The organism is Methylobacillus methanolivorans, from assembly GCF_044751345.1.
In the GTDB taxonomy this organism is placed as follows: Bacteria; Pseudomonadota; Gammaproteobacteria; order Burkholderiales; family Methylophilaceae; genus Methylobacillus; species Methylobacillus methanolivorans.
The window spans coordinates 1663202-1687272 of the sequence record NZ_JBIWXY010000001.1 but is presented as its reverse complement, the minus strand read 5'-3'; the positions used below and the strand labels follow the sequence as shown (position 1 = coordinate 1687272).

Sequence of the window (24071 nt, the reverse complement as noted above, 5' to 3'; positions counted from 1 at the left end):
ATGATGTTTCCTGACAGGGATTTTGTGGAAGGTTCATCAACATGAATGCATTTAATCAATCCGAGATGGGGGCGTTGCTACTTGAGCGCGAGGTAGAGCCGCGCGACTTGCCTCCTCATGAATTGCTTGATGTGGTCATGGCGCGCCAGTTCGGTACGGATTACCAGCCTATCGTGGATGTGCAATCCACCGAAATGCTGGGCTACCAGGCGCATGCCCACTTCTGGGCCCGTAATGGGCGGCCACTGGATGCTCACAAATTGCAGACCAATTTGCGCAAGAATCCTCTTTTACTGTTCCATCTGGAGCTGGAATTGAAAAAGCTACAGATTGCCAAGTTTCCTGGCGAGGGCTGGCTGATGTTGAATCTCGACATGGAGAGTTTCTTTGCGGGCGGGGAGGATACGACTAATCCCTTCCTGGCATTGTTTGGGGAGCATGCCTGGTCCGAGCGTGAGATTGTCATTAATGTGATGCAACACCACAGCATGCACGATGCTTTCCGTATTCATCACATGATGGATCTGTTGCAACAATCCGGCACTTCAGTGGCACTTGAGGATGCCGGACTCTCCTGGGGTATGTTTTCCCTCAGTGCCTTTCTCGATGCCGTGATCGTCAAATTCAGCAGCCGCGCCTTGCTGGAACTGGATGGCAAGGCTGCCCAGGCCATGGTGGATTGGTTGGTGAGTGCGGCTAGGAAAATAGGCGTACAAACCTTGATGACGGATGTCGATACCTGTGCAGCCCTGGATTGGGCGCGGAAAATGCGGGTGGATTGTGTACAAGGGCGCTTGTTCTCCAAGCATAATCTGCACGTACACTCCCTGCTCAATTAATCTTAATTTTTATCTTGCTGGGTCTTGGCGGCTGATTTTCAAGTCAGGGGAGTTGTGTTGTTTATTTAAATAAATAATAATTACTCTCATTGATATTATTGATAATAGGCAGGCGCATATGAGCCCAGTCAGGCATCAAGCAACTATGTCCGGCACATCTGCCGAAGCCCATGAGAACAGGATTGCCACGTGGGAAAATGCCATGCGTGAGGGTAATCAGGCTTATTCTGCCCAGCAGGATCAGCGTGCCATGAATGAATACCAAGCTGCGCTTGAGCAGGCCAAGTTGCTGTTGAAGGAGTGCGTGCAGGCAGATAAGCCTGTTCAGGTAGCCATAGATACTGTCATGGCTGCCTATGTGGTATCCCATCATAACCTAGCCAATGTCTATGCCCGTCAGGGTGATATCAATACGGCAGCTTGTCGATTATGCGAGGCCCATCAATGCCTGTCGCGTATTTGTGCTGATCCTGCAATGAGTTGTGCACTACGGGAAGCAGCGCAGCGTCATGGGCGTCGAACTTATAGAGAGTTATTGAACTTTAGCCATCTCTATAGTCAACATCCTTTAGTGACAAGGACTTTACGTATCTGCGGTCAGTTCTGCAGCTTGCAAGATCAGCCCTTACATTAAAAATTCTGAAACCCAGTGAGATTTTCTTTGGCAAAAAGCCTAAGATGATCCAGGCAAGCACACTGTGGTAGTCAGGCTCAACAGATTCTCAATTCATTGATTCCAATACCTTAGGAGCGAAATAATGGCATACACATTACCCCCCCTTGATTATGCTTACACGGCCCTGGAGCCGCACATTGATGCGCAGACCATGGAGATCCACCATACCAAGCATCATCAGACTTACATCAATAATGTCAACGCTGCGTTAGAAGGCACACCATTTGCCGATGAGCCAGTAGAAGCGCTGGTTGCCAAGCTGGATAGCTTGCCGGAAAACCTGCGTGGCCCGGTGCGTAATAATGGTGGAGGCCATGCTAACCATAGCTTGTTCTGGAAAGTCATGTCCCCTAATGGCGGCGGCGAGCCGACAGGCGTTGTCGCCGACGCAATCAAGGCTGACATTGGCAGCTTTGATACTTTCAAGGAAGCCTTTACCAAGGCAGCCCTGACGCGCTTTGGTAGTGGCTGGGCATGGTTGTCAGTAACGCCGGAGAAGAAGCTGGTGGTAGAGAGCAGCGCCAACCAGGATAGCCCGCTTTCCCATGGTAATACGCCTATATTAGGGCTGGATGTATGGGAGCATGCCTACTACCTGCGCTACCAGAATCGCCGTCCGGAATATATTGGAGCATTCTTTAATGTTGTTAACTGGGATGAAGTGACACGTCGTTACCAGGAAGCCTTGTCTCAATAAGTACTGGAACCTGCCATGAACTTCCCTTTCATCATCGCCAACCATCGACAAAAACTCTGGCTGTGGTTGCTCGTCCTGGCCGGGATGGGTTGCGTCCTGTTGCTGGTGCAATTGTGGGGTGATTGGGGGCAGGCTGCTTGGCGTGTGCCGCAGGTACGTGATGCTTTCTGGGGCGGATCCGCCGCAGCGCTTGCCACCGCAGCTGGAACATTACCGGTTCTGTTCTGGAAACAGTTGCCTGACCGCATCATGGATACCTTGTTTGGCTTTGGGGCAGGTGTCATGCTTGCTGCCAGTGCGTTTTCCCTGATTGTGCCTGGTATTGAGGCGGCTCAGGCACAAGGGTCTAGCGCATGGGGTGCTGCCTCCATTGTAGGGGGCAGCATTATTATTGGTGCTGCATTGTTGCTTGCCTTGGAGCGATGGGTGCCGCATGAGCACTTCATCAAGGGCATGGAGCGCGAGAATACCCTGGCATTGAAACGCACTTGGTTATTTGTATTTGCGATTGCCCTGCACAATGTACCAGAAGGCTTGGCGATTGGTGTTGGCTTTGCCGGAGGTGATGTTGTGCGTGGCGGTGCCTTGGCGACCGGCATTGCCATCCAGGATATTCCTGAGGGCTTCGTGGTGGCGATGGCCTTGGCAGTTGTGGGTTATTCGCGGCGTACGGCGATCACGATAGGGATGGCAAGTGGCTTGGTTGAGCCAGTAGGTGCGGTATTGGGCGCTGCGATTGTAAGCTCTTCAGCCTCATTATTACCTTGGGGCTTGGGTGTGGCCGCAGGTGCAATGTTGTTTGTAGTAAGTCACGAGATTATTCCCGAATCGCACCGCAAAGGACATGAGGTATTTGCAACCAGTGGTTTGATTATCGGTTTCGTATTGATGATGATGTTGGATACCGCACTTGCTTAAATCCTGGAGTTCAGCGGCTTAAGCACTACAGTCCGGCAGGGCTAGGCTAGATACTAGTTAGGGGTTACTTTCCATACGGCGAGCGCCGTTGAAGCGTTTTGACCAGTAGTTATCCGTCATGTCTACGACCTGCACACCGCCGCCAGAACTGGGCGCATGAATGAATTTATGGTCGCCCAGATAAATCCCCACATGCGAGAAGGCTGATTTCAAGGTGTTGAAAAACACTAAGTCGCCAGGCTGAAGTTGCTCTTGCGAGACCGGTTGGCCGAGCTGACTAATGGCTTTGGCTCCATGTGGCAATGTCATGCTGGTGGATTGCTGGAATACATAACGCACGAAGCCGCTGCAATCAAACCCTGTTTCTGGGGATTTTCCGCCGTAACTATATTTGATGCCTGTCAAGCTCAAGGCATTGATGAGCACTTCCTGTACAGATTCCGTCCAGGTCTGAGTTGCCTCAAGCGCATCCTGTTGGAACTGCTGTATGGCGGTACGCTCGCCTGCAAGCGCAGGGGTGTTGCTGAGCAATACTAATGCAGCAAAAATGGCAGGTAGTTTCATCATCGCTCCCGATTCTATAAGTTTGTTTTCGGTTCTGTAAACCAATTCTTTAAGAAAAGTGGGAAACTCCAACACCTAAAAACCTGTCTTGCAATAAGAGAAGGCAAGCATTTGGCTTGGTGTAGAATGACTTCATTAATGTTGGAATAAGGCCTGTCATCATGAGTCCTAGCACTTATTCACTGATACATAAATTACAAACGAATCTGGACGATGCCAGACGTCGTGAATTGCTGCACCACCTCAGCCCTGAGGAAATGGAGCAAACGCTGGCAGAGTATGCCAGCCACTTCCGGCTTGGGCCGCGTGAACGTGCACGCTTGTTGGCCGAATCGGTGGCCAGGCGCATTCATGGTACCAGCCGCCGCTTGAAACGCGCTGGTAAACAAGCAGTTAAGCATGTGGGCGTTAAAGTGGCACATGCTGCCAGTCATAAACTCATGGAAGTTGCTGCCCGTATTGAGCAGCGCGCTGATCGCTTGGATCAAGACGAATAATACAAACGTAAGTTTTTCCCCGGGAACATTATGCTGCGTGAAACGATTTCGGTAATGCGTGACTTCAAGCGTGTGCGTGCGATTGCTCGCATCCTCATGCATTACGGTTGGGGCGATATTGCAGAGCGCCTTGGCAAGCGCAGTTGGCTGCGTCGTGCAGGCAATGCGCTGAATTCAGAAGCCTCACGTGAGGTGATGCAGCTGCCTTCTGAAGTTCGCGCTAGGTTGGCATTGCAAGAGTTGGGCCCAACCTTTGTCAAAATGGGGCAGGTGCTGGCTACGCGGCCAGATATTTTTCCGCCTAACTGGATAGAGGAACTATCCAAGTTACAGGATCAAGTACCCCCGGTGCCGTTTGAGGAGATGCTGCCTGGTTTGCAGGAAGCGCTTGGCAAATCGCCATTTGAGGTGTTCCGCGATTTTGATACTACCCCCGTGGCTGGTGCGTCGATTGCCCAGGTCTACCAAGCCAAGTTGCAGGATGGCACGCCGGTGATCCTCAAGCTGCGTCGGCCAGGCATACAAGAGAACATTGATGCTGACCTGCGCCTGTTGCACCATATCGCGCGCTTGATAGAGGCTGAAGTAGAAGAGGCGAAGCGATTCAACCCCACCGAGATTGTCGATCAGTTTTCCAAGTCATTGAAGCGCGAGCTGGACTTGGCGTTGGAAGGCCGCAATACCGAGCGTTTTGCCCGCAATTTCCTCAATGACAAAACCACCAGTTTTGCGAGGATTTACTGGGATTACACCAGTGAAAGCGTGCTGGTGATGGAAAAGATTGATGGCATACCGGGCAATAGCCTGCAGGAGGCACGCCAGGCAGGAATGGACTTGCCATTGCTGGCTGCTCGCGGCGCCGATGCCGTGATGAAGATGGTATTGATCGATGGCTTTTTCCACGCTGATCCGCATCCTGGCAATATTTTCTTCCTCCCGGAGAACAAGATTGCCGTGATCGATTGCGGTATGGTCGGGCGCATCAGCATAGACCGGCGCAATGAGATTGCTGATTTGCTTGCTGCCTTGGTGTCACGCGACATTGATACCCTGCGCGATATCCTCATTGCCTGGGCAGGCCATGCAGTGGTGGATGAAGATAAGCTGGGGGCGGATGTCGATGAGTTCATCTGCACCTATGACAATGCGCCGCTCAAGCATATTAGTTTTGGCATTCTCTTAAATGACCTCACGACCATCATGCGCGAGAATCACCTTTCGGTGCCGCCTGATCTCACCATGCTGTTCAAGGCATTAATTACGCTGGAGGGTCTGGGACGTCAGCTAGACCCTGATTTCCAGATCGTCAGCCATCTCACGCCTTTTGTAAAAAAGATCATCATTGAGCGCTACATGCCCAAGACCTTGTGGCGCAAGGGTACACGTGGGTTCAGCAAGACCATTGGTGCCGTGAGTGACTTGCCTGGCGATGTGTCGCAAGTGCTGAAAGAGGCTGGCAAAGGGCGACTCAAGCTCAATCTTGACCTCAAGCGTCTTGATCACTTCGGGCATCAGCTCGATCACAGTACCAACCGCCTCACCATGGCGCTGATTACCGCGTCATTGATCATTGGTTCTTCCATCGTGATGACTGTGCGCGGTGGCCCAGAGTTATTCGGCTTACCCGCATTTGGTTTCCTGGGGTTCTTTCTTGCGTTCGTCATCGGCATCATGCTGATGATCTCTATCTGGCGCTCAGGCAAGGATTAAGCCGCATAACCAGCATGGTGCTGATGTTCTGGCCATGAACACTATTTGCACTATCTTGGTGCAAATAGTGTGAGTTATTCATGATGTTGTTTTTAATGTCATGAATAACAAGGATTTTTTAACTGGCATGACCCTTGCGAGAGTAATTGCATGGATACCGCTAAGAAAAAACCTTTTGACGAGATGTTCCTGCAAGACGAAGCGGTCCGGCCTATCTATGCCGAATACGCTGCTTGGTTGCAAGGTGTGCCGCATCAGCAGCTTGAGAGCAAGCGCCAGGAAGCCGAGCTACTGTTCCGTCGCGTAGGGATTACCTTTAATGTTTATGGCGAGGATGCAGGTGCCGAGCGCCTGATCCCGTTTGATGTCGTACCGCGCATACTCTCTGCTGGTGAGTGGTCGCGCCTGTCCGACGGAGCCATACAGCGTGTCAAGGCGCTGAATATGTTCCTGCACGATATCTACCACAATCAGGACATCATCAAGGCAGGCATTGTGCCAGCCAGCATATTGGCGAATTCGCAATATCGACCAGAGATGTTTGGCGTGGATGTACCCAAGGGCATCTATGCTCACATTGCCGGGGTTGATCTAGTACGCACCAGTGAAAACGACTTTTACGTGCTAGAAGACAACCTGCGTACGCCTTCCGGGGTTTCCTACATGCTGGAAAACCGCAAGATGATGATGCGCTTGTTTCCCGAATTGTTCCGTCGTTACCCGATTGCGCCTGTTGAGCATTACCCTCAAGTATTGCTTAACAACCTGCGTGCGGTTGCGCAGGCTGGTGTGCATGAACCAACAGTAGTACTGCTCACGCCTGGGGCTTATAACAGTGCTTATTTTGAGCACGCCTTCATCGCCCAGCAGATGGGTATTGAGCTGGTGGAAGGGCAAGATCTCTTCGTGCGTAACAATGCAGTCTATATGCGCACTACCGAAGGTCCCAAGCGCGTGGATGTGATCTATCGTCGTATTGACGATGATTTCATCGACCCTCTCAGTTTCCGTCCCGACAGCATGTTGGGTGTGCCAGGCCTGCTCTCGGTTTACCGTAATGGTGGCGTGACATTGGCCAATGCCGTTGGCACTGGCGTGGCGGACGATAAAGACACCTATATCTACGTGCCCGAGATGATCCGCTTTTATCTTGGTGAGGAGCCTATCCTCTCTAACGTACCGACCTATCAGCTTAGCAAGGCCGATGATCTCAAATATGTGTTGGATCACCTAGCGGAACTGGTCGTGAAGGAGGTACAAGGCTCGGGTGGTTACGGCATGTTGGTTGGCCCGGCCGCGAGCAAGCAAGAACTGGAGGATTTCCGCCAGCGCATCCTGGCAAACCCTGCCAACTACATTGCCCAGCCGACGTTGGCGTTGTCGACTTGCCCCACTTTGGTGGAAAAAGGCATTGCACCCCGTCACGTTGATCTGCGGCCATTTGTGTTATCGGGCAAGACCGTCAGCCTGGTGCCAGGCGCATTGTGTCGTGTGGCTTTGCGCGAGGGCTCCCTGGTGGTGAATTCGTCACAGGGCGGTGGTACCAAGGACACCTGGATTTTGAAAGATTGATGCCATGCTAAGCAGAACCGCAGATCATTTGTACTGGATGGCACGCTATATCGAACGTGCAGAAAACATGGCGCGTGTACTGGACGTGACTTACAACATGTCTTTGGTGCCCAACGCCTCGCAGAGCGAAACCACCTTGTGGGAGCCTGCATTGCAAATTGCCGGTGGCGTGGAAAAGTATCGCCAGGAATATGGCGAGGTGACAGCTGCTGGCGTGGTGCGCTTCCTGGCGATGGATACGCATAATCCTTCCAGTATTTATTCCGCTTTGCGCAGCGCTCGCGAAAATGCGCGCTCCGTGCGCGTGACACTTTCTGCGGAAACCTGGGAAAACATCAATGCGCTTTGGCTAGAGTTTAGCCAGTTTGTCGGCATGGACTTGATGCAAAAAGGCCTGGGCGAGTTTTGCGATTGGGTCAAGTCGAGATCGCACCTGTTTCGTGGTGTGAGCTTCGGTACCATGCTGCGCGATGACGCCTTCCGTTTCTTACGCCTGGGCACATTTATTGAACGCGCTGACAATACCGCTCGATTGTTGGACGTGAAATACCACTTGCTACTACCTAGCGATGCCGAGGTGGGCGGAGCAGTGGATTACTACGAGTGGAGCGCGGTATTGCGTTCAGTGTCTGCTTTTCAGGCCTACCAGAAGGTATTCAATGATGCGATTGAGCCCTGGAAAGTCGCGGAGTTACTGGTGTTGCGCCAGGATATGCCGCGCTCCTTGCATGCCTGCTTCGCTGAAATTACACCGATTCTTGACCAAGTGGGTGGCTTGCACAGCAACGAATGCCGGCGTTTGGCTGGCGAGCTGCATGCGCGGCTGCGCTATGGCCGCATGAACGATATTTTCCAGGAAGGGCTGCACGAGTTCCTGACCGATTTCATCATTTCCAACAACAATCTCGGTGCCGAGATCCAGCGCACCTTCTTGAATGCGCCGATCAATGGCCTAGCCGCAGAGACTGAATGAATGGAGCATTGCCATGCAGCTGACGATCAACCACCGTACACATTATCTCTATACTGATATCGTGAATTACACCATCCAGAAGCTGCGCCTAACGCCGCAGGATGGTTTTGGACAGCGCGTCAAGCGCTGGGAGATCCGCGTCAATGGCCATTTGCAGCGACACGACGATGCTTACGGCAATGCAGCGCACTTGTTGGTACTTGATACCCCGCACGAAGAGATCAACATCTTGGCAACCGGGGAGGTGGAAACCGGCCTGGATACCCCGCCTGCGCACGATATCCTGCCGCGAGAGATTTACCTGCGGGCGACACCGTTGACTGATACGGATGTAGCCTTGCGTCAGTTTGCGGTGCAGTTCAAGGATAAGGTGCTTGATGAGAAAGTGCTGGAAGAGATGATGCATGCGATTGTCGACCAGGTGCCTTATGAGCGGGGCATGACCAATGTCGATACTACCGCGGCAGAGGCATTCCGCAGTGGGCGCGGTGTTTGCCAAGATCATGCCCATATCTTTATTGCTTGCTGCCGTTACCTTGGCATTCCTGCGCGCTATGTCAGTGGTTATCTATTCAATGATGATGGCAGTTTGCTGGAAAGCCACGCCTGGGCTGATGCCTGGTTACCTAACGGCTGGGCGAGCTATGATGTTTCCAACAGGCGCCGCGCCAATGGTGTGCATGTGCGCCTAGCCACAGGCCTGGATTATCGCGATGCCTGCCCAGTGAGTGGCATGCGCGTCGGTGGTGGATTGGAGACGATGAGTGTAGGGGTGCAAGTCGACCAGGCACAACAGTAGTCGCTTTCAAGCAAGCATCGCTAGCAGCGTTACATCTGCTTGCCGTACTTGATGTGCTGTCTGCGTGGTTACGCCTTGCCAGCTAGGCTTTCTGAGCAGCTCTTGTTCTGCGTAATCAAGGAAAATGCATGAATTCATTGCAATTCCCCCGACACGGGGATAAGGAAAACTCGCCATTTTTCGAGGAATATCTCGTCAAGCTACTGGAAGAGCGCGATGCGCTGGGCCTGACGGCGTTGGTGCACGAGATTGATGCATTGATGATCACGGTGGACCCGGGGCATTCCGTCAAGTATGTGGCTGAGTTGTGCTTCATGACGTCATACCATTATCTGGTGACGCTGGAGAGTGAAACGCACCTGACCCATGTCTTGCGCATTGACCTGAATTCGCCGGATATCCTTGTGCGCGAGGTGAAAGACCCGAACCTGCGCGGTATTTTCCGCAGCCTGAATGAAATCTACCCCGTCGGAGCCAAGAAGCCCAATAGCCGCTATATGGGCGAGATTATCCGTGTTGATAACCTGCACGATGTGGTCAAGTTGCAGCAGGAGCGCGAATTCCGCTTTTTTAGCCAGGATGAGGTGCGCAAACTTGAACTGCCAGGTAACCTCGCGGTGAGCAAGCCCTCACCTTACACGCATAACATTGTGGCTTACCTAGAACGCAAGCCCGACGAAATGCGTGTGTATGCGCTGGGCGTGAGCCGGATTGATAGTGAAGTGCAGCTTGCTTATGATGCAGCCAAGACCTTGCAGCAAAAGCTCGACTTTGGCGATTTGCTCTTGCCAATTGATCACCTTGCCACCCGTGTGTATAGCCAGAACCGCGAAGTGGCGATTCTGGAATATCTTTCCTGGTCCAGCTATTACTTCTGGGGTGCGTACAATATCTTTGACCAGAACTCCTCTACCAACGTCACCAAGAGCGCGCACGGCTTGCCGGAGTCCAAGAGCCCGGCCAAAGTGTTTACCGCCAATAACACGCCTTATTTCGTCAATCACCTGGAAAAACTGCCTTCCCCCACAGAGACTTTCGTTCGCAACTATGGCCCGCGCTTGCACCATATCGCTGTAGCGGTGAAGGATGGCGAGCGCAAAGGGATTGAACATATTGAATTTGTCGTGAACGCCATTGCTTCGCAAGGGCAGGGTTTCCTGCTCGACGTCATTGGTTCGCGCGAAGAGGGCTTGAAGCAGATATTCTCCAATGCCTCCGAGCATTCTTCCTTGATTGTCGAATACGTGCAGCGCTTCGGCGATTTCCAGGGCTTCTTTACCAAGGATAATGTGGCCGTGCTCACCGAAGCGGCGGGACGAGAGGAAGGCGTGAAGTCGGGAGCATCCTTGGGTTGATGGTGAAGTGGTTGATGTTAGCCGGTCAACCGCTGTTTACTCATTGCTCACGCCCAGCTTTTTGGCGACAGATAAGGTGAGTAATGACGCAACGAATAATGCACCCAAGGTCATGAAGCTTTTGTGGATGAAGTCTGAATCCTTGACCCAATCCCAGATCATGGCCACGCCGAGTAGCAGGCTGGCGATGATGCACAGAATACAGATGGTGAAGCAGATATTGCGGATGGTGTTCATGCGCATGGTGACTCTCCCGACAGTGTTGTTTTGACTTGTATCATATTGATGCGCTTGGGCAATCTGGCGCTATCGCTTGCGTGATTATGGTATATTGCGCATCCTTTTGCTATTCGCTTCCATCCTACACGTCATGACCCAAAGCCGTCGCCACCTTGAGCTGCTAGCCCCCGCCCGCAATGCTGATTACGGCATTGCAGCGATCAATCATGGCGCAGATGCTGTGTATATCGGTGGCCCAGCTTTCGGCGCGCGTGCCAAGGCAGAAAACTCGGTGGAAGACATCGCTCGCTTGGTCATGCATGCGCATCGCTATCATGCCGAGGTATTCGTGGCATTCAATACCATTTTCCATGATAACGAACTGGAAGCTGCGCGGCAGACGGCTTGGCAGCTTTATGACGCTGGCGTGGATGCGCTGATTGTGCAGGACATGGGGTTGTTGCAGATGGATATACCGCCGATCCAGCTGCATGCCAGTACGCAGACCGACATTCGTACCGTAGACAAAGCCGTGTTCCTTGATCAGGTCGGCTTCACACAGATTGTGCTCGCGCGCGAGATGGACCTCAACACCATTCGCCAGGTGGCCGCTGCGACGCAGTGCAACCTGGAGTTTTTTATCCATGGCGCCTTGTGTGTCGCGTTCAGCGGTCAGTGTTATATCAGTCATGCCCACACCGGGCGCAGCGCCAACCGTGGCGAGTGCTCGCAAGAGTGCCGTTTGCCTTACACGCTGGAAGACAGCCAGGGTCGTATCCTTGCCAAGGACAAGCATTTATTGTCGATGAAGGACAACGACCAGAGCGCCAACCTGCGTGCGCTCGTGGATGCAGGCGTAAGCGCCTTCAAGATAGAAGGGCGCTACAAGGATCTGGCCTATGTGAAAAATGCCACTGCGCATTACCGCCAGTTGCTTGATGAAATCCTGGAAGACACGCCTGGGTATTACCGCGCTTCTTCAGGTCGGCCCATCTACAGCTTTACCCCACAGCCGGAAAAAACCTTTAATCGCAGCACCACAGAATATTTCGTCCATGGCCGGGGTGAAGATGTGGGGGCCTTTGATACGCCCAAATTTTCTGGTGAGGAAATTGGCCGCGTGACCAAGGTAGGCAAGGACTACTTTGAGGTGGAAACCTCGTTGGAGCTGCATAACGGCGATGGCGTATGCTTCTTTGATGTGCACAAGGAGCTGGTGGGCATGCGCATCAACACCGTGCAGGGTAATCGCTTGTACCCCAATGAAATGCCGCAGGATATACGCCGTAACATGAAGGTGTACCGCAATCGCGACCAAGCTTTTATGCGCTTGCTGGAAAAAGATTCCGCCGTGCGCAAGATCGCCGTGGAGCTGGTGTTGCAGGAAACGCATGATGGTTTTGTCCTCACTGTCTCGGATGAAGACGGCTTTATGGCCCATGCCCAATGCCAGGCAGAAAAACAGCCTGCGCAACATCAGGAAAAAGCCGAGGCCAGCTTGCGGGAAAACCTTGGCAAGCTTGGTAATACCGATTTTGCGGCGACGGCTATCAGCCTGCAGTTAAGCCAGCCATGGTTTGTGCCAGCCTCAACGATCAATCAGTTGCGCCGCGAAGTGATGGAACAACTGAAGGCTACCCGCTTGATTGGATATCAGCGCCCGCAACCAGGCACTCCTGTGGAGCCACCTGCGCAATATCCGCAAGATACCTTGAGCTATTTATCCAACGTCTATAACAAACAGGCGCGGGCTTTTTACGAGAAACATGGCGTCCAGGCCATGGCCGCTGCCTATGAGTCTAACGAAGAGCTGGGCGAAGTGCCGGTGATGATCACCAAGCATTGCCTGCGCTACAGCTTTGCCATGTGCCCGAAGGAAGCCAAGGGGGTGATCGGCGTGCAAGGCACGATTACCGCCGAGCCCATGACCCTGATCAGCGGCAAGGACAGGATCAGCCTCAAGTTCGACTGCAAGCGCTGCGAAATGCACGTGATGGGCAAAGTGCGCAAGAATGTGCTGCAAATGCCGCCACCGCAGCCGGTGCAGTTTTTTGCCAAGCGTCCTGCTTAATCTTTATTTCCCGGCCATAGATTCAACACCATTTGTCCCAACGCCAGCAGGTCTTCTCGAGAGGCTCCACTGGCGGCTTGTACGCTCATACCGCGATGGATGGCCGCGACATAGCGGGCGAGGGTGGCCGCATCTGTTCCCTCTGCTAATTCCCCAGCTTCTCTGGCACGTTGCATTCTGGCAATCAATGCGCTTTCAAACCATTGCCTGCGTGCGACCAGCAAGTCTTTGATGGGCTCAGCCTGCGGCCCGCAGCTTAATGAGCCAGTATTGACCATGCAACCGTGGGGTGTGGCTGACTCGGTAAGAAAATGCGCACTATCCAGCAATAACTTTTCTACGACTCGATAGGCGGTTGGTTCTTCCAAGGCGGCGCTGACGAATGCAATCGGGCCACTGATGTATTGCTGCAGCGCCATCTCGAACAATGTCTCTTTGCTACCAAAAGCGGCATACAGGCTGGGTTTGTTGATGCCCATGGCTTCTGTCAAATCCGCAATCGATGTGCCCTCATATCCATGCGCCCAGAAAAGCTGCATGGCAATCTGCAGCGAGGCGTCTGCATCAAACTTGCTGGGGCGTCCGCGCCGTTTCTTCTGATCTGTGATATCCATACCTGAATCCTTGATAGTCGAAATATTGTACCACTTGGTAAAAAATATTTGACTGCGGAATACGTGGTGAATTACTATTTATTTACCAATTGGTACAAAATTTTAGGAGAGCAGGATGAGCAACACTCAACAGGTGGCATTGATTACGGGCGCCAATCGCGGTATCGGATTTGAAACAGCGAGAGCATTGGGCGAACAGGGCATTCACGTGATATTGGCGGTACGCGATCTCGCCGGAGGGAAGAGTGCCGCAGAAAAATTACAGGCGCTTGGCATTCAGGCGACAGTGGTGTCTTATGACGCCAGAAGACCAGGCAGCGCTGCGCAAGTTGCGGCTTTCGTCGAGCAGTATTTTGGCAAGTTGGATATCCTCGTTAACAATGCGGGCATCCTGAAAGAGGACTTGGTGGGCGGCAACAATAGTAGCTCGGTAGAGGTACAGGTGTTGCGGGACACTTTTGAAGTTAATTTCTTTGCCGTCGTCGAGTTGACCCAGGCATTGCTACCATTGATCCGGCGTTCCCCGGCAGGCAGGATCGTCAACCTCTCCAGTATCCTGGGTTCGCTGACCCTACATAGCCTGCCAGACTCTCCTATCGAGCAGGCAAAGAGCGTTGCCTACAATACTTCCAAGACGGCCTTGAATGCTTATACGGTGCATCTTGCGCATGATCTTAAACACACTGCCATCAAGGTGAATGCGGCTCATCCTGGCTGGGTTAAGACTGCTTTGGGAGGCGAGCATGCACCGATGGAGGTTGAGGGAAGCGGCAAGACCAGCGTCCAGCTGGCCACCTTGCCAGCCGAAGGGCCGAATGGCGGCTTTTTCCACGATGGCGAGGCCTTGCCTTGGTAAGAGTGTTTCGTGTGAAGGCAAGGCGCTTGCATGTGAGATACCGCAAGCCCTTGTTTGCCCTGATCATGTCGGCAAGCACTTCTTTATTGGTGTCAGCCGTGATCCTGGGATTGCGTGGTGTACCGGCCCAAGTGTTTCTGTCCCAATGGTGCCACGCTTTCATGACGGCGTGGCCAGTGGTGTTCCTAGCGATTGTTTTGATTGCGCCGCGGATAGACCGTTTGCTTGATTACGTCGTGGATAAGGATAGGGTGTTCGATGCGCGATAAGCGCGAGGAGATAAGCCAAAAGCCTGCTTGAAACTGCGACTGAAATGCGCTTGGTCGCTGAAGCCCCATTGATAGGCGATTTGCGCAATATCCTGGTGGTGTTGGGCAGGGGCTAGTAGCGCTTGTCGGCATTTTTCTAGCCGACGTTGCCAGACATGGCGCATTGGCGACATATCGTCATCGGTGAACAAGCTGGTGATGTAGCGACTGCTCAGGCCGGTGCCATCGACAATTGCTTGCATGTCCAGCCCGGTTTCATGCAGGTGGGTTTCAATGTACTGCTTGACGCGATGTAACGAGGAGGAGCGACTGCGGCCGATCTTGATATCGCCAAGGCAGGACTGGGCAAGCGAAGCCGCCAGTAATTCCAGCGTCTGGGGCGCAAGCTGGTTGAATGCTTGCTGACCGAGTCCGGTAGCATGTTGCGCGACCGAGCGAATAAACCCGGTGCTAATGGCTGGCATGCCTTCTGTACCGATGATGCGGCGTGCTGTGCAATGCTCCACACCTGCCAACTGCCCGCGTAGCAGCGGACGCGGGATAGAGACGATCAATTTGGAAAAGGCGCCGGGGCTGTGGATGCGGTGCGCACGCGTGGCATCGTATAAAGCCATGTCGCCAGGCTGCAGGAAAGCCTCCCTGCCATGTTGTTCAAGCTGGTATTGGCCTGCGAGCAGGATGACGGCGAAATAGGCATCTTGGTTGCTGTGGCTGCATTCACCTGGGCGGCGCTGGATGGTAATGCCGTTAGAGTGAATGATGGAAAGCCGCATCTGTTGCCATGGGTATATCGTCATTTCATTGAAAAGTGGCGTTTGGCGGCTGGCACGGATGGCGACATGGGTATATTCCTGGGAAATGGTCTCTTGCAGCCAGTCGTGGCGTAAGTGTGCCGGCTGCTGCTGGGTGCTGAGGAACAATGCTTCCGGGTGTGATGGCGATACGGCTTGCATGGTGAGAAACCTCCAGGATGATGCATGTATGGTAGTGAAAGCTGGTGGTGCGGTAAATCGGCAAAGTACCGTTTTGGACAACTTTTTGTACCGCGTTAGGCAAGATGAGTGACGATGAAGATTCCATAATGTGCCCCGGATGAACGAGGAGCTTATATGGAATCAACAGCAAAAAACGCAGTAAATACCAATATCGTCATGTTAAGGGGCGCTTGCCTCTGGATGATCATGGCCCTGATCCTGGCCTGGTGCATGGTGGGCTTGAATTTCGGTGTACCAGGCCTGCCGGATATTTTTCAGGGCAAGCAAACACGGGTATTGCAGGCGCATATCGATTTCCTGCTGATGTCGGCTTTGATCCTGGGGTATTACGCGACGCGGGTGCCATTTCCCTGGCATGTGCGTTGGGCCATGGTGGTGGGCGCGTTTACCAACTCCAGCCTGTTCCTGTTGATGGGAATATTCCCTTTGCTGGATAAGGCAGAGCCGCCGCAACATTTGGCGCAGCATTTGTTTCAATACTATTTGTTCGCCAGCCTGATTACTACCAGTTATGGATTTGGCAAGGGCGCGGTACTGATCTTGAAATCAACCTTCTCTCGTGGCAATTCAGCTTGAGGGTGCAGGTGTCATTTCTCGGTAAAACTCAACATAAAACCTGCCGGGGTGGCTGAATGCTACCCAGTGCACGATTTCCGGCAGGATAACGATGCTGTCACCCGCATTGGCAATAGCCGATGCATGATGTGGCGGGGCCAGGTGGTAGGTCACTTGCCCCTCCAATACATGCAGTAAACCCCAGACACCGGCTTTGGTCGAGTGTTGCGATTGCAGGGCCGCTGGCAGGTTCTCGGGAGTAAAGTCCGGTGTGCACTTGTAGGCTTGCAAGCCGTCTGGTAATTGGTGTGGGATCAAGTGCATGCTCATGCTTCCAGCCTGACCAGGTTTTGTGGCGCGCCTGTTGCCCAGTGCTCGATGTTGGCCAAGGTGGTGCTGGCAATGGCATCCAGCGCTTCACGGGTGAGGAACGCCTGATGCGCGGTGATGATGACGTTGGGGAAGGTCAGCAGGCGTGCCAATACATCGTCTTGCAACGGAAAATCCGATAAATCCTCGAAGAAGAGGTCGGCTTCTTCTTCATAAACATCCAGCCCCAGGTAACCTAGATGACCGCTTTTCAAGGCATCAATTACTGCAGGTGTATCCACCAATGCGCCGCGGCTGGTATTGATCAGCATGCTGCCACGCTGCATGTGGGCGAGTGAACTGGTATTGATCAGGTGATGCGTCGTTGGGCCCAGCGGGCAATGCAGGCTGACAATATGCGATTGTGCCAGCAGGCTATCAAGGTCGAGGTAGCGTGCACCCAGTGCGACGACGGCCTGATTGGGGTAGGGGTCGTAGGCCAGTATCTTGCAGCCAAAGCCTGCCATGATGCGGGCAAATGCTTCGCCTATCTGCCCGGTGCCAACCACGCCTACAGTCTTGTTGACGAGATCAAAGCCAGTCAGGCCGCGCAGGCTGAAGTCGCCCTCGCGCGTACGGTTGTAGGCACGTGTCAGGTGCCGGTTCAAGGCGAGGATCAGCGCCACGGTATGTTCGGCAATGGCATGTGGTGAATACGATGGTACGCGGGCAACTGCCAGCCCTAGTTTCTGCGAGGCTTCCAGGTCAATATGGTTATAGCCTGCCGAGCGAAGTGCAATCAGCTTGGTGCCGCCAGAGGCTAATTTCTCCAGCACCGGAGCAGATAAATCATCATTGATGAAAGCACAGACGACCTCTGCACCAGCGGCAAGCACCGCGGTATCTGTAGTGAGCTTGGGTTGCTGAAAAATGAATTCCGCATTCTGTGGCTTGGGAAATGCGAGAAAGCTCTCCCTGTCATAGGCCTGGGTGCTGAAAAAAACGATACGCATGGGGGTTCCTTTGCATGGGATATCTGGCTTGATTAAAGCACCAATCAATATCAGCGCCAAGTTTAAGCACTTGGGGGCAGGCGATCACAGGCCACTGGAAAAAGAAAAACCTCCCACAAGGGGAGGGTGGATACATCCAGTGTTCAGGGAAATGTGCGGCGAATAAACTTCGCTTCGAGTTGTTATGCAGGTAGCCCTAAAATTTTCAGGACTTCTACTAGTAATGACACGTGAGCGCGGAAAAAGGACACCCTGATGTGCGAGTAATTTAATAACTTATTGTTTTTAAATGATGTAATTTGTACATCAAGTTGTAACACTAGTGTGGCGAAATATGACGTCATCAAGACGGTTTCATGACACCCGTTTTAACCGGGGATTAGTCATGTCTGTTTTGCGTGATCAATACGATGAGCTTCCACACTGAGTAAAGCATGCAACTACAACATTTTAAAATTTCCACCCGCCTGATAGCTCTGAGTGTTTTCCTGCTTTGCGGCTCATTGGTCCTGGGGCTAGTCAGTTGGATGACGCTTTCCCGGGCTAATGCAATGTTCCAACATGCCCTGGAACAGGCATCACAGGTTGAAGATGCGGTAGATACTGCGCGCAAGGCCCAGGTGGTGTTCAAGATACAAATCCAGGAGTGGAAAAATACCTTGTTGCGTGGGCATGATGCCGCCGCTTTCGAGAAGTATCGCGCGGCATTCATCAAGAGTGGTGAGGAAGCCAGGGACGACTTGCACAGGCTGCAAGCCATTGTTGAGCATTTGGATATGGATGCGGCCATGGTGGTGGAGGCCGGAGAAGCCTTGGCAAAGTTGCAAGAGCAATACCTTGAGGCATTGCAACGCTTTGATCCAGCCTATGCCGATAGTGATCGGGTGGTTGATGCCTTGGTCAAGGGGATGGATCGTGAGCCTACGCAAAGGATCGACCAGATCGTGCAGGCAGTGGGTGAACATGCTGCGGCATTGCGTCAGCAAAACCAGCAGGTGGCAAGAGCGCAGCATGATATGGCTATCATGATGGTATTACTGGCGCTGATACTACTGACGGTGCTTGGTGCCAGTATGACTTACTGGATTATCACTAGCGTGACACGCCCCTTGAGCCGGGCAATCCAGATTGCCAAGACTGTTGCTGCGGGCGATTTGAGTGCCGATATCCAGGTGTCTTCCAGGGATGAAACCGGTCAATTGCTGCTGGCGCTTAAGGAAATGAATGATGGGCTGTCACGTATTGTTTCCAGCGTGCGGTTGGGCACCGATGCTATGGCGACAGGGGCTAGCGAAATCGCGGCAGGTAACCTCGATCTTTCTTCGCGCACAGAACAGCAGGCCAGTGCCTTGGAGGAAACGGCATCTTCAATGGAGGAGATTACGGCCACGGTGCGCCAGAATGCGGATAACGCCCAACAGGCTAATCAGCTTGTGGCCTCGGCATCTGAGGTGGCAATGCGTGGTGGCCATGTTGTCTCGCAAGTGATTGTGACCATGGATTCGATCAATGAGGCTTCCAGGCGCATCGTCGACATTATTGCGGTGATTGATGGCATTGCATTCCAGACCAATATCCTGGCGTTGAATGCGGCAGTGGAGGCTGCACGCGCTGGTGAGCAGGGACGTGGATTTGCCGTAGTGGCTGCAGAAGTGCGTGGGTTGGCACAGCGTTCGGCCTCTGCGGCCAAGGAAATCAAGGAGCTGATCGGTAATTCAGTAGAGCGCGTAGCTGCCGGAGGCAAGCTGGTGACTGAAGCTGGTACCACGATGGAAGAGGTGGTGCAGAGCGTGCAGCGCGTGATCGGCATCATGACCGAGATCACGGCAGCCAGCCGCGAGCAAAGCATGGGTATAGAACAGGTGAATACTGCAATTAGCCAGATGGACCAGGTGACACAACAGAATGCAGCGCTGGTTGAGCAGGCCGCAGCAGCGGCAGCCTCATTGCAATATCAGGCGGATGAATTGACGCAGGCAGTGAGCAAATTCAAATTGGCTTGAGGGTGCTTATGCGCAAAGGCCCAGGCTAGGCCGTGATGATAGCAGCTTGATTAGCTGCGTTCGGGCCAGCAAAGCCCGAACATCAAGACATCCTCATATTTTCCTCCGGATTGGTTGTGAGCGCGTAGCAAGCTTTCGCGCGCGAGCCCACATTTTTCCAGTACACGAATAGAGGCTAGATTGCTGGTCAGGCAGCGCGCTGTGATGCGGGTGATGCCCAAGGTGGCATGCGCGAAATTCAGCAGCGCTTGCAAGGCCTCTGTGCAATAACCGTTGTTCCAGTACGCGGAACCTACCCAATAACCTATCTCCGCCCGTTGATCTGCAGTGTGGATGTCGAGCAGGCTGACATTGCCGATCAGCTCGGCGTCTTCGTACCGGATGACTGCATAGATGATGCCTGTGAGCTGGTTGTGAGGCTGACCCTGAGCATCTACCGATGCTTCCTGAGCTACTGCAGGATCGGTGCGAATGACACCAGTAGAAATAGAGGTGGCACGTTGTGCATCCAGCATGGCCTCTACGGTGGGTGCATTCTGGATCACATACGGGCGCAGCAATAGCCGCGCCGTTGGCAGATCAGGTAGCTTCATTGCTGGCTTGTCGAGATGAGGCTGGGCTTACGGTGCTGGGTTCATGTAGCGCAAATGAATATTCTCGATTTCCTGCAAGATATCCTCAGATAGCGGCTTGTGCCATGCGCTCATGTTTTCTTCAAGCTGGACGAGGCTGGTGGCACCGATAATGGTGCTGGTGACGAACCAGCGATGATAGACGAACGATAGGGCGAGTTCTGCCGGGCTGAGGCCATGCTTGCGCGCAAGTTCGGCATATGCAGCACTGGCTGGGATGACGTTGGGCTTGGTGTAGCGCTGGGCGTAGCCGGGGAACAGGGTGACGCGACCCTTGGCCTGCGGATCATCGATATATTTGCCTGTGAGGTGACCAAAGGCAAGCGGCGAATAAGGCAACAGGCTGACTTGCTCGCGATAGACGATCTCGGTCATGCCAAACTCGAAGCCGCGGTTGAGCAGGCTGTAGCTGTTTTGTATCGAGGCAATGCGCGGCAGGTCGTATTGCTCGGCGATGCGCAGGAACTCCATGACGCCCCAGGGTTGCTCGTTGGAAACGCCGATGTATCGTACCTTGCCTTCCTTGACCAGCTCCGCCAGGGTTTCAAGTTGATTGTGGATCGATACCCAGGCCTTGGTTTCCTTGCTTGGGTCGAACTGATATTGGCCAAAAATTGGCACATTGCGTTCTGGCCAGTGGATTTGGTAGAGGTCGAGATAGTCGGTTTGCAGGCGCTTGAGCGAGCCCTCAATGGCGGTGCGTACATTGGCGCGGTCTACCGCGTCGGGTCCACCGCGTATCCAATCCAGCTTGCGGTTGCCACCTGCGACCTTGCTGGCGAGGATAATCTTGTCGCGTGGCTGGTGCTTGAGCCAGGTGCCGATGATGCTTTCGGTGCGGGTGAATGTCTCGGCTTTGGGGGGCACCGGGTACATCTCGGCGGTGTCGATGAAATTGATGCCCTGGGCCAGGGCATAATCGAGTTGGGCATGGCCTTCGGCTTCGGTATTCTGGTCACCAAATGTCATGGTGCCCAGACAGATAGCCGATACGTTGAGATCTGATTTGCCTAGCTTGCGGTATTCCATGTGCGTGCCTGAATGTTTGAGCGAAAAAACAGGTTGATAGTGTACGTCATTTTGCGTAGGTCGTTGGCGCTACTCCCCTTGCAGTATTGTCGAGCCTGGTGAGCATGGGTATGATGAATCCAACTTAAATTCAGCCCTTTCTCGCATGACTTACTGTGTAGGCTTGTTGCTCGACCAAGGCTTGGTCATGGCATCTGATACCCGAACCAATGCTGGTGTAGACCAGGTGGCGGTATTCCCCAAGATGAATGTGTTTGATGTGCCGGGGGAGCGGGTGATTACGCTCATGACGGCTGGTAATCTCGCGATTACCCAGGCGGTGATTAACCGTTTGCGGGATGCCATCAAGCTCAATGAAGGCAAGACGCTGCACAATGTTACCAATATGTTCGAGGCCGTCCAGTTGGTGGGTGAGCAGTTGCGCGTGGTGTATGAGCTGGATAACGAGCACCTGAAAAACCATAACACCGACTTCAATGCCAGCATCCTTGTTGGCGGGCAGATTCGCGGCGAGGCACCCCGGTTGTTCTCTGTCTATGCGGCGGGTAACTTCATTGAAACCAGCCAGGAAACACCGTATTTCCAGATCGGCGAAACCAAATATGGCAAGCCCATTATTGACCGCGTGATCACCCACGACAGCGACATCATGGAAGCAGTGAAATGTGTGCTGATCTCGTTTGATTCGACCATCCGTAGCAATATCTCCGTGGCCGCGCCGATAGACCTACTGATTTACCGCACAGATACCTTCCACGCGGATTGCAAGCAGCGTATCACCGAGAGCGACCCTTACTACAACACCATACGCCAAGGCTGGTCGGATGGCTTGCGCCAGGTATTTTCCGGTTTGCCCAACCCTGATTGGTGTTGAATCGGGCGTATTGCTTCGGCAAGGAATCAAGTCTTAAGTCCAGTATAATGTCAGGGTTTTTGAACTATCACCCTGAAAGTCCTGCTTGAGCGACCTAGATCACGTTTTTTCCGCGCAAGGCCCCTTGGCGGAAACCATTCCCGGCTATCGTGCGCGCCTGCAACAGCAGGAAATGGCGCATGCCATCGCCGAGGCGATCAAGCATAATCGCCAGCTGGTAGCCGAGGCTGGCACAGGCACAGGCAAGACCTTTGCCTATTTGGTGCCGGCCCTGCTTTCTGGTGGCAAGGTGATTATCTCTACCGGCACCAAGACTTTGCAGGATCAATTGTTCAACCGCGACTTGCCTGCGGTGCGCGATGCCCTCAAGGTGCCAGTCACCGTGGCCATGCTCAAGGGGCGTGCCAATTACGTCTGCCATTTTCACCTGCAACGTGCCATGAGCGAAGGCAAGTTCTATTCGCGCGAGGATGCGGCCTATGTGCATAAAATCCAGGCTTTTGCTGAAAATAGTGCTACGGGTGACAAGAGCGAACTGACTTCAGTACCAGAAAGCGCTACCGTCTGGCCTGCCGTAACTTCCACCCGCGATAACTGTGTTGGGCAGGAGTGTGCCTTCTACAAGGAGTGCTTCGTCATGGAGGCGCGCAAGCGTGCGCTGGCGGCTGATGTCGTGGTGGTGAACCATCACCTGTTTTTTGCCGATGTTATGCTGCGCGATGAAGGCGTAGCCGAGCTATTGCCTTCCGCGAATACTGTCATTTTCGACGAGGCGCACCAGTTGCCCGAGGTGGCTGGGATGTTCTTTGGCGAGGGCTATTCCACCAGTCAGCTGATGGAGCTGGCGCGTGATGCTCATAATGAATACCTCACCACGGTCAAGGATTGCACCGCCTTGCCTGAGGCAACGGCTGCACTAGAAAAAGCCGTGCGGGATTTTCGCCTGATTTTTGCCTATGAGGGCGCGCGCTTACCAGTGCAGAAAGTGCTGGCCTTGCGTAATTTCGATGGCGCATATGCCACCATGCAGGAAAAGCTGGCTGAATTGGCGAATGTGCTTGAGAGTCAGGCAGCACGAGACCCGGCGGTAGAGAACTGCTGGCAGCGTGCACTTGCCTTGCAGGTGTTGCTGCAACGCTGGATTGCGGCTACTGATACGAATTTAGTGCGTTGGGTCGAAGTGTTCAGCCAATCTGTACAGTTGCATGCCACGCCATTATCCGTGGCAGAAGGTTTCAGCAAGCAGCTTAATGCGCAGCCGCGCGCCTGGATATTTACCTCGGCCACATTGGCGGTGAAAAGCGATTTCAGCCATTACCTTGCGCAAATGGGCTTGCAGGAAGCTACCACCGGGCATTGGGATAGCCCATTCAACTATGGGCAGCAGGGCTTGTTTTATGCACCGCAAGGTATGCCGGAACCTAACAGCGCAGGCTATGCCGCTGCCGTGGCTGCCATGGCCCTGCCGGTGATCAAGGCTAGCCGTGGCCGTGCGTTTGTGCTGTGTACCAGCTTGCGTGCGATGCGTGAGCTGCATGCACTGCTGAAGGATGCCTTCTCCAGCGAGGGCCTGGAATATCCGCTGCTTATGCAGGGGGATACGGCACGTAGCGAGTTGCTGGAGCGCTTCCGTCAGCTCGGGAATGCCGTGCTAGTGGGCTCGCAGAGTTTCTGGGAGGGGGTTGATGTGCGCGGTGAGGCGCTTTCTGCTGTGATTATCGACAAGTTGCCGTTTGCGCCGCCGGATGACCCGGTGCTGTCTGCCCGCATTGATAAGATGAATGCCGAAGGCAAGAACGCCTTCATGGAATACCAGCTGCCCTATGCCGTGATCACCCTCAAGCAGGGCGCGGGGCGGTTGATCCGTGATGAGCGCGATAGGGGCGTGCTGATGATTTGCGATCCGCGCTTGATCACCAAGCCTTATGGCCGCCGCATCTGGCAGAGCCTGCCGCCCATGCGCCGGACGCGCAATGTGGAAGATGTAGTAGAATTCTTCACTTCTTCCCCAATAGATCCAGCCTGATATTCC

The 24071-nt window shown here is 53.5% G+C and carries 26 protein-coding genes; 17 read left to right on the top strand and 9 right to left on the bottom strand.

The window, feature by feature from the left end:
• Window positions 1-41: 41 nt before the first annotated feature.
• The 4 genes from ACIKP9_RS07900 to ACIKP9_RS07885 all read left to right on the top strand — a co-directional run bounded on the left by ACIKP9_RS07900 (window position 42) and on the right by ACIKP9_RS07885 (window position 3130).
• On the top strand, window positions 42-839 hold the full coding sequence (locus ACIKP9_RS07900; RefSeq protein WP_400881260.1) for an EAL domain-containing protein: 798 nt from the start codon (window positions 42-44) through the stop codon (window positions 837-839).
• Window positions 840-957: 118 nt separating this feature from the next.
• Entirely contained in the window at window positions 958-1473 is a 516-nt protein-coding gene (locus ACIKP9_RS07895; RefSeq protein ID WP_400881258.1) for a hypothetical protein, read from the top strand.
• Between the two features lie 124 nt (window positions 1474-1597).
• Window positions 1598-2212 carry a superoxide dismutase gene (locus tag ACIKP9_RS07890; RefSeq protein ID WP_400881256.1) on the top strand — a complete coding sequence of 205 codons (615 nt, stop codon included), beginning with the start codon at window positions 1598-1600 and terminating at the stop codon, window positions 2210-2212.
• Between the two features lie 15 nt (window positions 2213-2227).
• The gene (locus tag ACIKP9_RS07885) at window positions 2228-3130 is read left to right on the top strand and encodes a ZIP family metal transporter (protein WP_400881254.1); all 903 of its coding nucleotides are present in this window, start codon (window positions 2228-2230) and stop codon (window positions 3128-3130) included.
• A gap of 57 nt (window positions 3131-3187) precedes the next feature.
• Here ACIKP9_RS07885 and ACIKP9_RS07880 read toward each other — a convergent pair whose 3' ends face one another.
• Complete coding sequence (locus ACIKP9_RS07880) at window positions 3188-3697, bottom strand: C40 family peptidase (RefSeq protein WP_400881252.1); 510 nt, start codon at window positions 3695-3697, stop codon at window positions 3188-3190.
• A gap of 158 nt (window positions 3698-3855) precedes the next feature.
• On the opposite strand from ACIKP9_RS07880, the gene ACIKP9_RS07875 reads away from it, so the two are divergent.
• The 5 genes from ACIKP9_RS07875 (at window position 3856) to ACIKP9_RS07855 (ending at window position 9245) form a co-directional block, all read left to right on the top strand.
• Complete coding sequence (locus ACIKP9_RS07875; RefSeq protein ID WP_400881250.1) at window positions 3856-4191, top strand: hypothetical protein; 336 nt, start codon at window positions 3856-3858, stop codon at window positions 4189-4191.
• Between the two features lie 30 nt (window positions 4192-4221).
• The gene (locus tag ACIKP9_RS07870; RefSeq protein WP_400881248.1) at window positions 4222-5901 is read left to right on the top strand and encodes an ABC1 kinase family protein; all 1680 of its coding nucleotides are present in this window, start codon (window positions 4222-4224) and stop codon (window positions 5899-5901) included.
• A gap of 150 nt (window positions 5902-6051) precedes the next feature.
• The gene (locus ACIKP9_RS07865; protein ID WP_400881246.1) at window positions 6052-7473 is read left to right on the top strand and encodes a circularly permuted type 2 ATP-grasp protein; all 1422 of its coding nucleotides are present in this window, start codon (window positions 6052-6054) and stop codon (window positions 7471-7473) included.
• Window positions 7474-7477: 4 nt separating this feature from the next.
• Entirely contained in the window at window positions 7478-8446 is a 969-nt protein-coding gene (locus ACIKP9_RS07860) for an alpha-E domain-containing protein (protein WP_400881244.1), read from the top strand.
• 13 nt (window positions 8447-8459) lie between these two features.
• A complete protein-coding gene (locus tag ACIKP9_RS07855) occupies window positions 8460-9245 on the top strand; it encodes a transglutaminase family protein (protein ID WP_400881243.1) in 786 nt (261 codons plus the stop codon).
• Between the two features lie 6 nt (window positions 9246-9251).
• On the opposite strand, the gene ACIKP9_RS07850 is transcribed toward ACIKP9_RS07855, so the two are convergent.
• Window positions 9252-9383: a hypothetical protein gene (locus tag ACIKP9_RS07850; protein WP_400881241.1), complete on the bottom strand. Its 132-nt coding sequence runs from the start codon at window positions 9381-9383 to the stop codon at window positions 9252-9254.
• Between ACIKP9_RS07850 and ACIKP9_RS07845 the strand changes: the two genes are divergently transcribed.
• Window positions 9374-10600: a hypothetical protein gene (locus ACIKP9_RS07845; protein WP_400881239.1), complete on the top strand. Its 1227-nt coding sequence runs from the start codon at window positions 9374-9376 to the stop codon at window positions 10598-10600. The genes ACIKP9_RS07850 and ACIKP9_RS07845 overlap by 10 nt on opposite strands.
• A gap of 36 nt (window positions 10601-10636) precedes the next feature.
• Here the strand turns inward: ACIKP9_RS07845 and ACIKP9_RS07840 are convergent, their stop codons facing one another.
• The gene (locus ACIKP9_RS07840; protein ID WP_400881237.1) at window positions 10637-10843 is read right to left on the bottom strand and encodes a hypothetical protein; all 207 of its coding nucleotides are present in this window, start codon (window positions 10841-10843) and stop codon (window positions 10637-10639) included.
• Window positions 10844-10970: 127 nt separating this feature from the next.
• Here ACIKP9_RS07840 and ACIKP9_RS07835 point away from each other — a divergent pair, with 127 nt between their 5' ends.
• Complete coding sequence (locus tag ACIKP9_RS07835) at window positions 10971-12890, top strand: peptidase U32 family protein (protein ID WP_400881908.1); 1920 nt, start codon at window positions 10971-10973, stop codon at window positions 12888-12890.
• On the opposite strand, the gene ACIKP9_RS07830 is transcribed toward ACIKP9_RS07835, so the two are convergent.
• Window positions 12887-13504: a TetR/AcrR family transcriptional regulator gene (locus tag ACIKP9_RS07830; RefSeq protein WP_400881236.1), complete on the bottom strand. Its 618-nt coding sequence runs from the start codon at window positions 13502-13504 to the stop codon at window positions 12887-12889. The genes ACIKP9_RS07835 and ACIKP9_RS07830 overlap by 4 nt on opposite strands.
• A 115-nt stretch (window positions 13505-13619) precedes the next feature.
• Here ACIKP9_RS07830 and ACIKP9_RS07825 point away from each other — a divergent pair, with 115 nt between their 5' ends.
• Window positions 13620-14360, top strand: a complete 741-nt coding sequence (locus ACIKP9_RS07825; protein WP_400881234.1) for an SDR family oxidoreductase — start codon at window positions 13620-13622, stop codon at window positions 14358-14360.
• Window positions 14361-14392: 32 nt separating this feature from the next.
• Entirely contained in the window at window positions 14393-14629 is a 237-nt protein-coding gene (locus tag ACIKP9_RS07820) for a DUF2798 domain-containing protein (protein WP_400881232.1), read from the top strand.
• Here the strand turns inward: ACIKP9_RS07820 and ACIKP9_RS07815 are convergent.
• The gene (locus ACIKP9_RS07815; RefSeq protein WP_400881230.1) at window positions 14590-15582 is read right to left on the bottom strand and encodes a helix-turn-helix domain-containing protein; all 993 of its coding nucleotides are present in this window, start codon (window positions 15580-15582) and stop codon (window positions 14590-14592) included. The two genes, ACIKP9_RS07820 and ACIKP9_RS07815, sit on opposite strands and share 40 nt — an antisense overlap.
• 156 nt (window positions 15583-15738) lie before the next feature.
• On the opposite strand from ACIKP9_RS07815, the gene ACIKP9_RS07810 reads away from it, so the two are divergent.
• Window positions 15739-16200, top strand: coding sequence for a hypothetical protein (locus tag ACIKP9_RS07810; RefSeq protein ID WP_400881228.1), 462 nt, complete (start codon window positions 15739-15741; stop codon window positions 16198-16200).
• Here the strand turns inward: ACIKP9_RS07810 and ACIKP9_RS07805 are convergent.
• Together ACIKP9_RS07805 and ACIKP9_RS07800 are read right to left on the bottom strand one after the other, a co-directional pair.
• Complete coding sequence (locus ACIKP9_RS07805) at window positions 16192-16503, bottom strand: DUF1971 domain-containing protein (RefSeq protein WP_400881226.1); 312 nt, start codon at window positions 16501-16503, stop codon at window positions 16192-16194. The two genes, ACIKP9_RS07810 and ACIKP9_RS07805, sit on opposite strands and share 9 nt — an antisense overlap.
• A 2-nt stretch (window positions 16504-16505) precedes the next feature.
• On the bottom strand, window positions 16506-17501 hold the full coding sequence (locus ACIKP9_RS07800) for a 2-hydroxyacid dehydrogenase (protein ID WP_400881224.1): 996 nt from the start codon (window positions 17499-17501) through the stop codon (window positions 16506-16508).
• A gap of 551 nt (window positions 17502-18052) precedes the next feature.
• Between ACIKP9_RS07800 and ACIKP9_RS07795 the strand changes: the two genes are divergently transcribed.
• The gene (locus tag ACIKP9_RS07795; protein WP_400881222.1) at window positions 18053-19504 is read left to right on the top strand and encodes a methyl-accepting chemotaxis protein; all 1452 of its coding nucleotides are present in this window, start codon (window positions 18053-18055) and stop codon (window positions 19502-19504) included.
• Window positions 19505-19554: 50 nt separating this feature from the next.
• Here the strand turns inward: ACIKP9_RS07795 and ACIKP9_RS07790 are convergent, their stop codons facing one another.
• Window positions 19555-20097, bottom strand: coding sequence for a GNAT family N-acetyltransferase (locus tag ACIKP9_RS07790; protein ID WP_400881220.1), 543 nt, complete (start codon window positions 20095-20097; stop codon window positions 19555-19557).
• A gap of 27 nt (window positions 20098-20124) precedes the next feature.
• A complete protein-coding gene (locus ACIKP9_RS07785; RefSeq protein WP_400881218.1) occupies window positions 20125-21165 on the bottom strand; it encodes an NADP(H)-dependent aldo-keto reductase in 1041 nt (346 codons plus the stop codon).
• A 145-nt stretch (window positions 21166-21310) separates the two neighbouring features.
• On the opposite strand from ACIKP9_RS07785, the gene ACIKP9_RS07780 reads away from it, so the two are divergent.
• Window positions 21311-22039 carry a peptidase gene (locus tag ACIKP9_RS07780; RefSeq protein ID WP_400881216.1) on the top strand — a complete coding sequence of 243 codons (729 nt, stop codon included), beginning with the start codon at window positions 21311-21313 and terminating at the stop codon, window positions 22037-22039.
• A gap of 85 nt (window positions 22040-22124) precedes the next feature.
• Entirely contained in the window at window positions 22125-24065 is a 1941-nt protein-coding gene (locus ACIKP9_RS07775; protein WP_400881214.1) for an ATP-dependent DNA helicase, read from the top strand.
• The last annotated feature ends 6 nt before the right edge of the window (window positions 24066-24071 follow it).

What these genes read in the sequence shown, in the direction of transcription:
- ACIKP9_RS07900 (WP_400881260.1), top strand. Translation starts at nt 42, where the DNA reads ATGAATGCATTTAATCAATCCGAGATGGGGGCGTTGCTACTTGAGCGC.
- ACIKP9_RS07895 (WP_400881258.1), top strand. Translation starts at nt 958, where the DNA reads ATGAGCCCAGTCAGGCATCAAGCAACTATGTCCGGCACATCTGCCGAA.
- ACIKP9_RS07890 (WP_400881256.1), top strand. Translation starts at nt 1,598, where the DNA reads ATGGCATACACATTACCCCCCCTTGATTATGCTTACACGGCCCTGGAG.
- ACIKP9_RS07885 (WP_400881254.1), top strand. Translation starts at nt 2,228, where the DNA reads ATGAACTTCCCTTTCATCATCGCCAACCATCGACAAAAACTCTGGCTG.
- ACIKP9_RS07880 (WP_400881252.1), bottom strand. Translation starts at nt 3,697, where the DNA reads ATGATGAAACTACCTGCCATTTTTGCTGCATTAGTATTGCTCAGCAAC.
- ACIKP9_RS07875 (WP_400881250.1), top strand. Translation starts at nt 3,856, where the DNA reads ATGAGTCCTAGCACTTATTCACTGATACATAAATTACAAACGAATCTG.
- ACIKP9_RS07870 (WP_400881248.1), top strand. Translation starts at nt 4,222, where the DNA reads ATGCTGCGTGAAACGATTTCGGTAATGCGTGACTTCAAGCGTGTGCGT.
- ACIKP9_RS07865 (WP_400881246.1), top strand. Translation starts at nt 6,052, where the DNA reads ATGGATACCGCTAAGAAAAAACCTTTTGACGAGATGTTCCTGCAAGAC.
- ACIKP9_RS07860 (WP_400881244.1), top strand. Translation starts at nt 7,478, where the DNA reads ATGCTAAGCAGAACCGCAGATCATTTGTACTGGATGGCACGCTATATC.
- ACIKP9_RS07855 (WP_400881243.1), top strand. Translation starts at nt 8,460, where the DNA reads ATGCAGCTGACGATCAACCACCGTACACATTATCTCTATACTGATATC.
- ACIKP9_RS07845 (WP_400881239.1), top strand. Translation starts at nt 9,374, where the DNA reads ATGAATTCATTGCAATTCCCCCGACACGGGGATAAGGAAAACTCGCCA.
- ACIKP9_RS07850 (WP_400881241.1), bottom strand. Translation starts at nt 9,383, where the DNA reads ATGAATTCATGCATTTTCCTTGATTACGCAGAACAAGAGCTGCTCAGA.
- ACIKP9_RS07840 (WP_400881237.1), bottom strand. Translation starts at nt 10,843, where the DNA reads ATGCGCATGAACACCATCCGCAATATCTGCTTCACCATCTGTATTCTG.
- ACIKP9_RS07835 (WP_400881908.1), top strand. Translation starts at nt 10,971, where the DNA reads ATGACCCAAAGCCGTCGCCACCTTGAGCTGCTAGCCCCCGCCCGCAAT.
- ACIKP9_RS07830 (WP_400881236.1), bottom strand. Translation starts at nt 13,504, where the DNA reads ATGGATATCACAGATCAGAAGAAACGGCGCGGACGCCCCAGCAAGTTT.
- ACIKP9_RS07825 (WP_400881234.1), top strand. Translation starts at nt 13,620, where the DNA reads ATGAGCAACACTCAACAGGTGGCATTGATTACGGGCGCCAATCGCGGT.
- ACIKP9_RS07815 (WP_400881230.1), bottom strand. Translation starts at nt 15,582, where the DNA reads ATGCAAGCCGTATCGCCATCACACCCGGAAGCATTGTTCCTCAGCACC.
- ACIKP9_RS07810 (WP_400881228.1), top strand. Translation starts at nt 15,739, where the DNA reads ATGGAATCAACAGCAAAAAACGCAGTAAATACCAATATCGTCATGTTA.
- ACIKP9_RS07805 (WP_400881226.1), bottom strand. Translation starts at nt 16,503, where the DNA reads ATGCACTTGATCCCACACCAATTACCAGACGGCTTGCAAGCCTACAAG.
- ACIKP9_RS07800 (WP_400881224.1), bottom strand. Translation starts at nt 17,501, where the DNA reads ATGCGTATCGTTTTTTTCAGCACCCAGGCCTATGACAGGGAGAGCTTT.
- ACIKP9_RS07795 (WP_400881222.1), top strand. Translation starts at nt 18,053, where the DNA reads ATGTTCCAACATGCCCTGGAACAGGCATCACAGGTTGAAGATGCGGTA.
- ACIKP9_RS07790 (WP_400881220.1), bottom strand. Translation starts at nt 20,097, where the DNA reads ATGAAGCTACCTGATCTGCCAACGGCGCGGCTATTGCTGCGCCCGTAT.
- ACIKP9_RS07785 (WP_400881218.1), bottom strand. Translation starts at nt 21,165, where the DNA reads ATGGAATACCGCAAGCTAGGCAAATCAGATCTCAACGTATCGGCTATC.
- ACIKP9_RS07780 (WP_400881216.1), top strand. Translation starts at nt 21,311, where the DNA reads ATGACTTACTGTGTAGGCTTGTTGCTCGACCAAGGCTTGGTCATGGCA.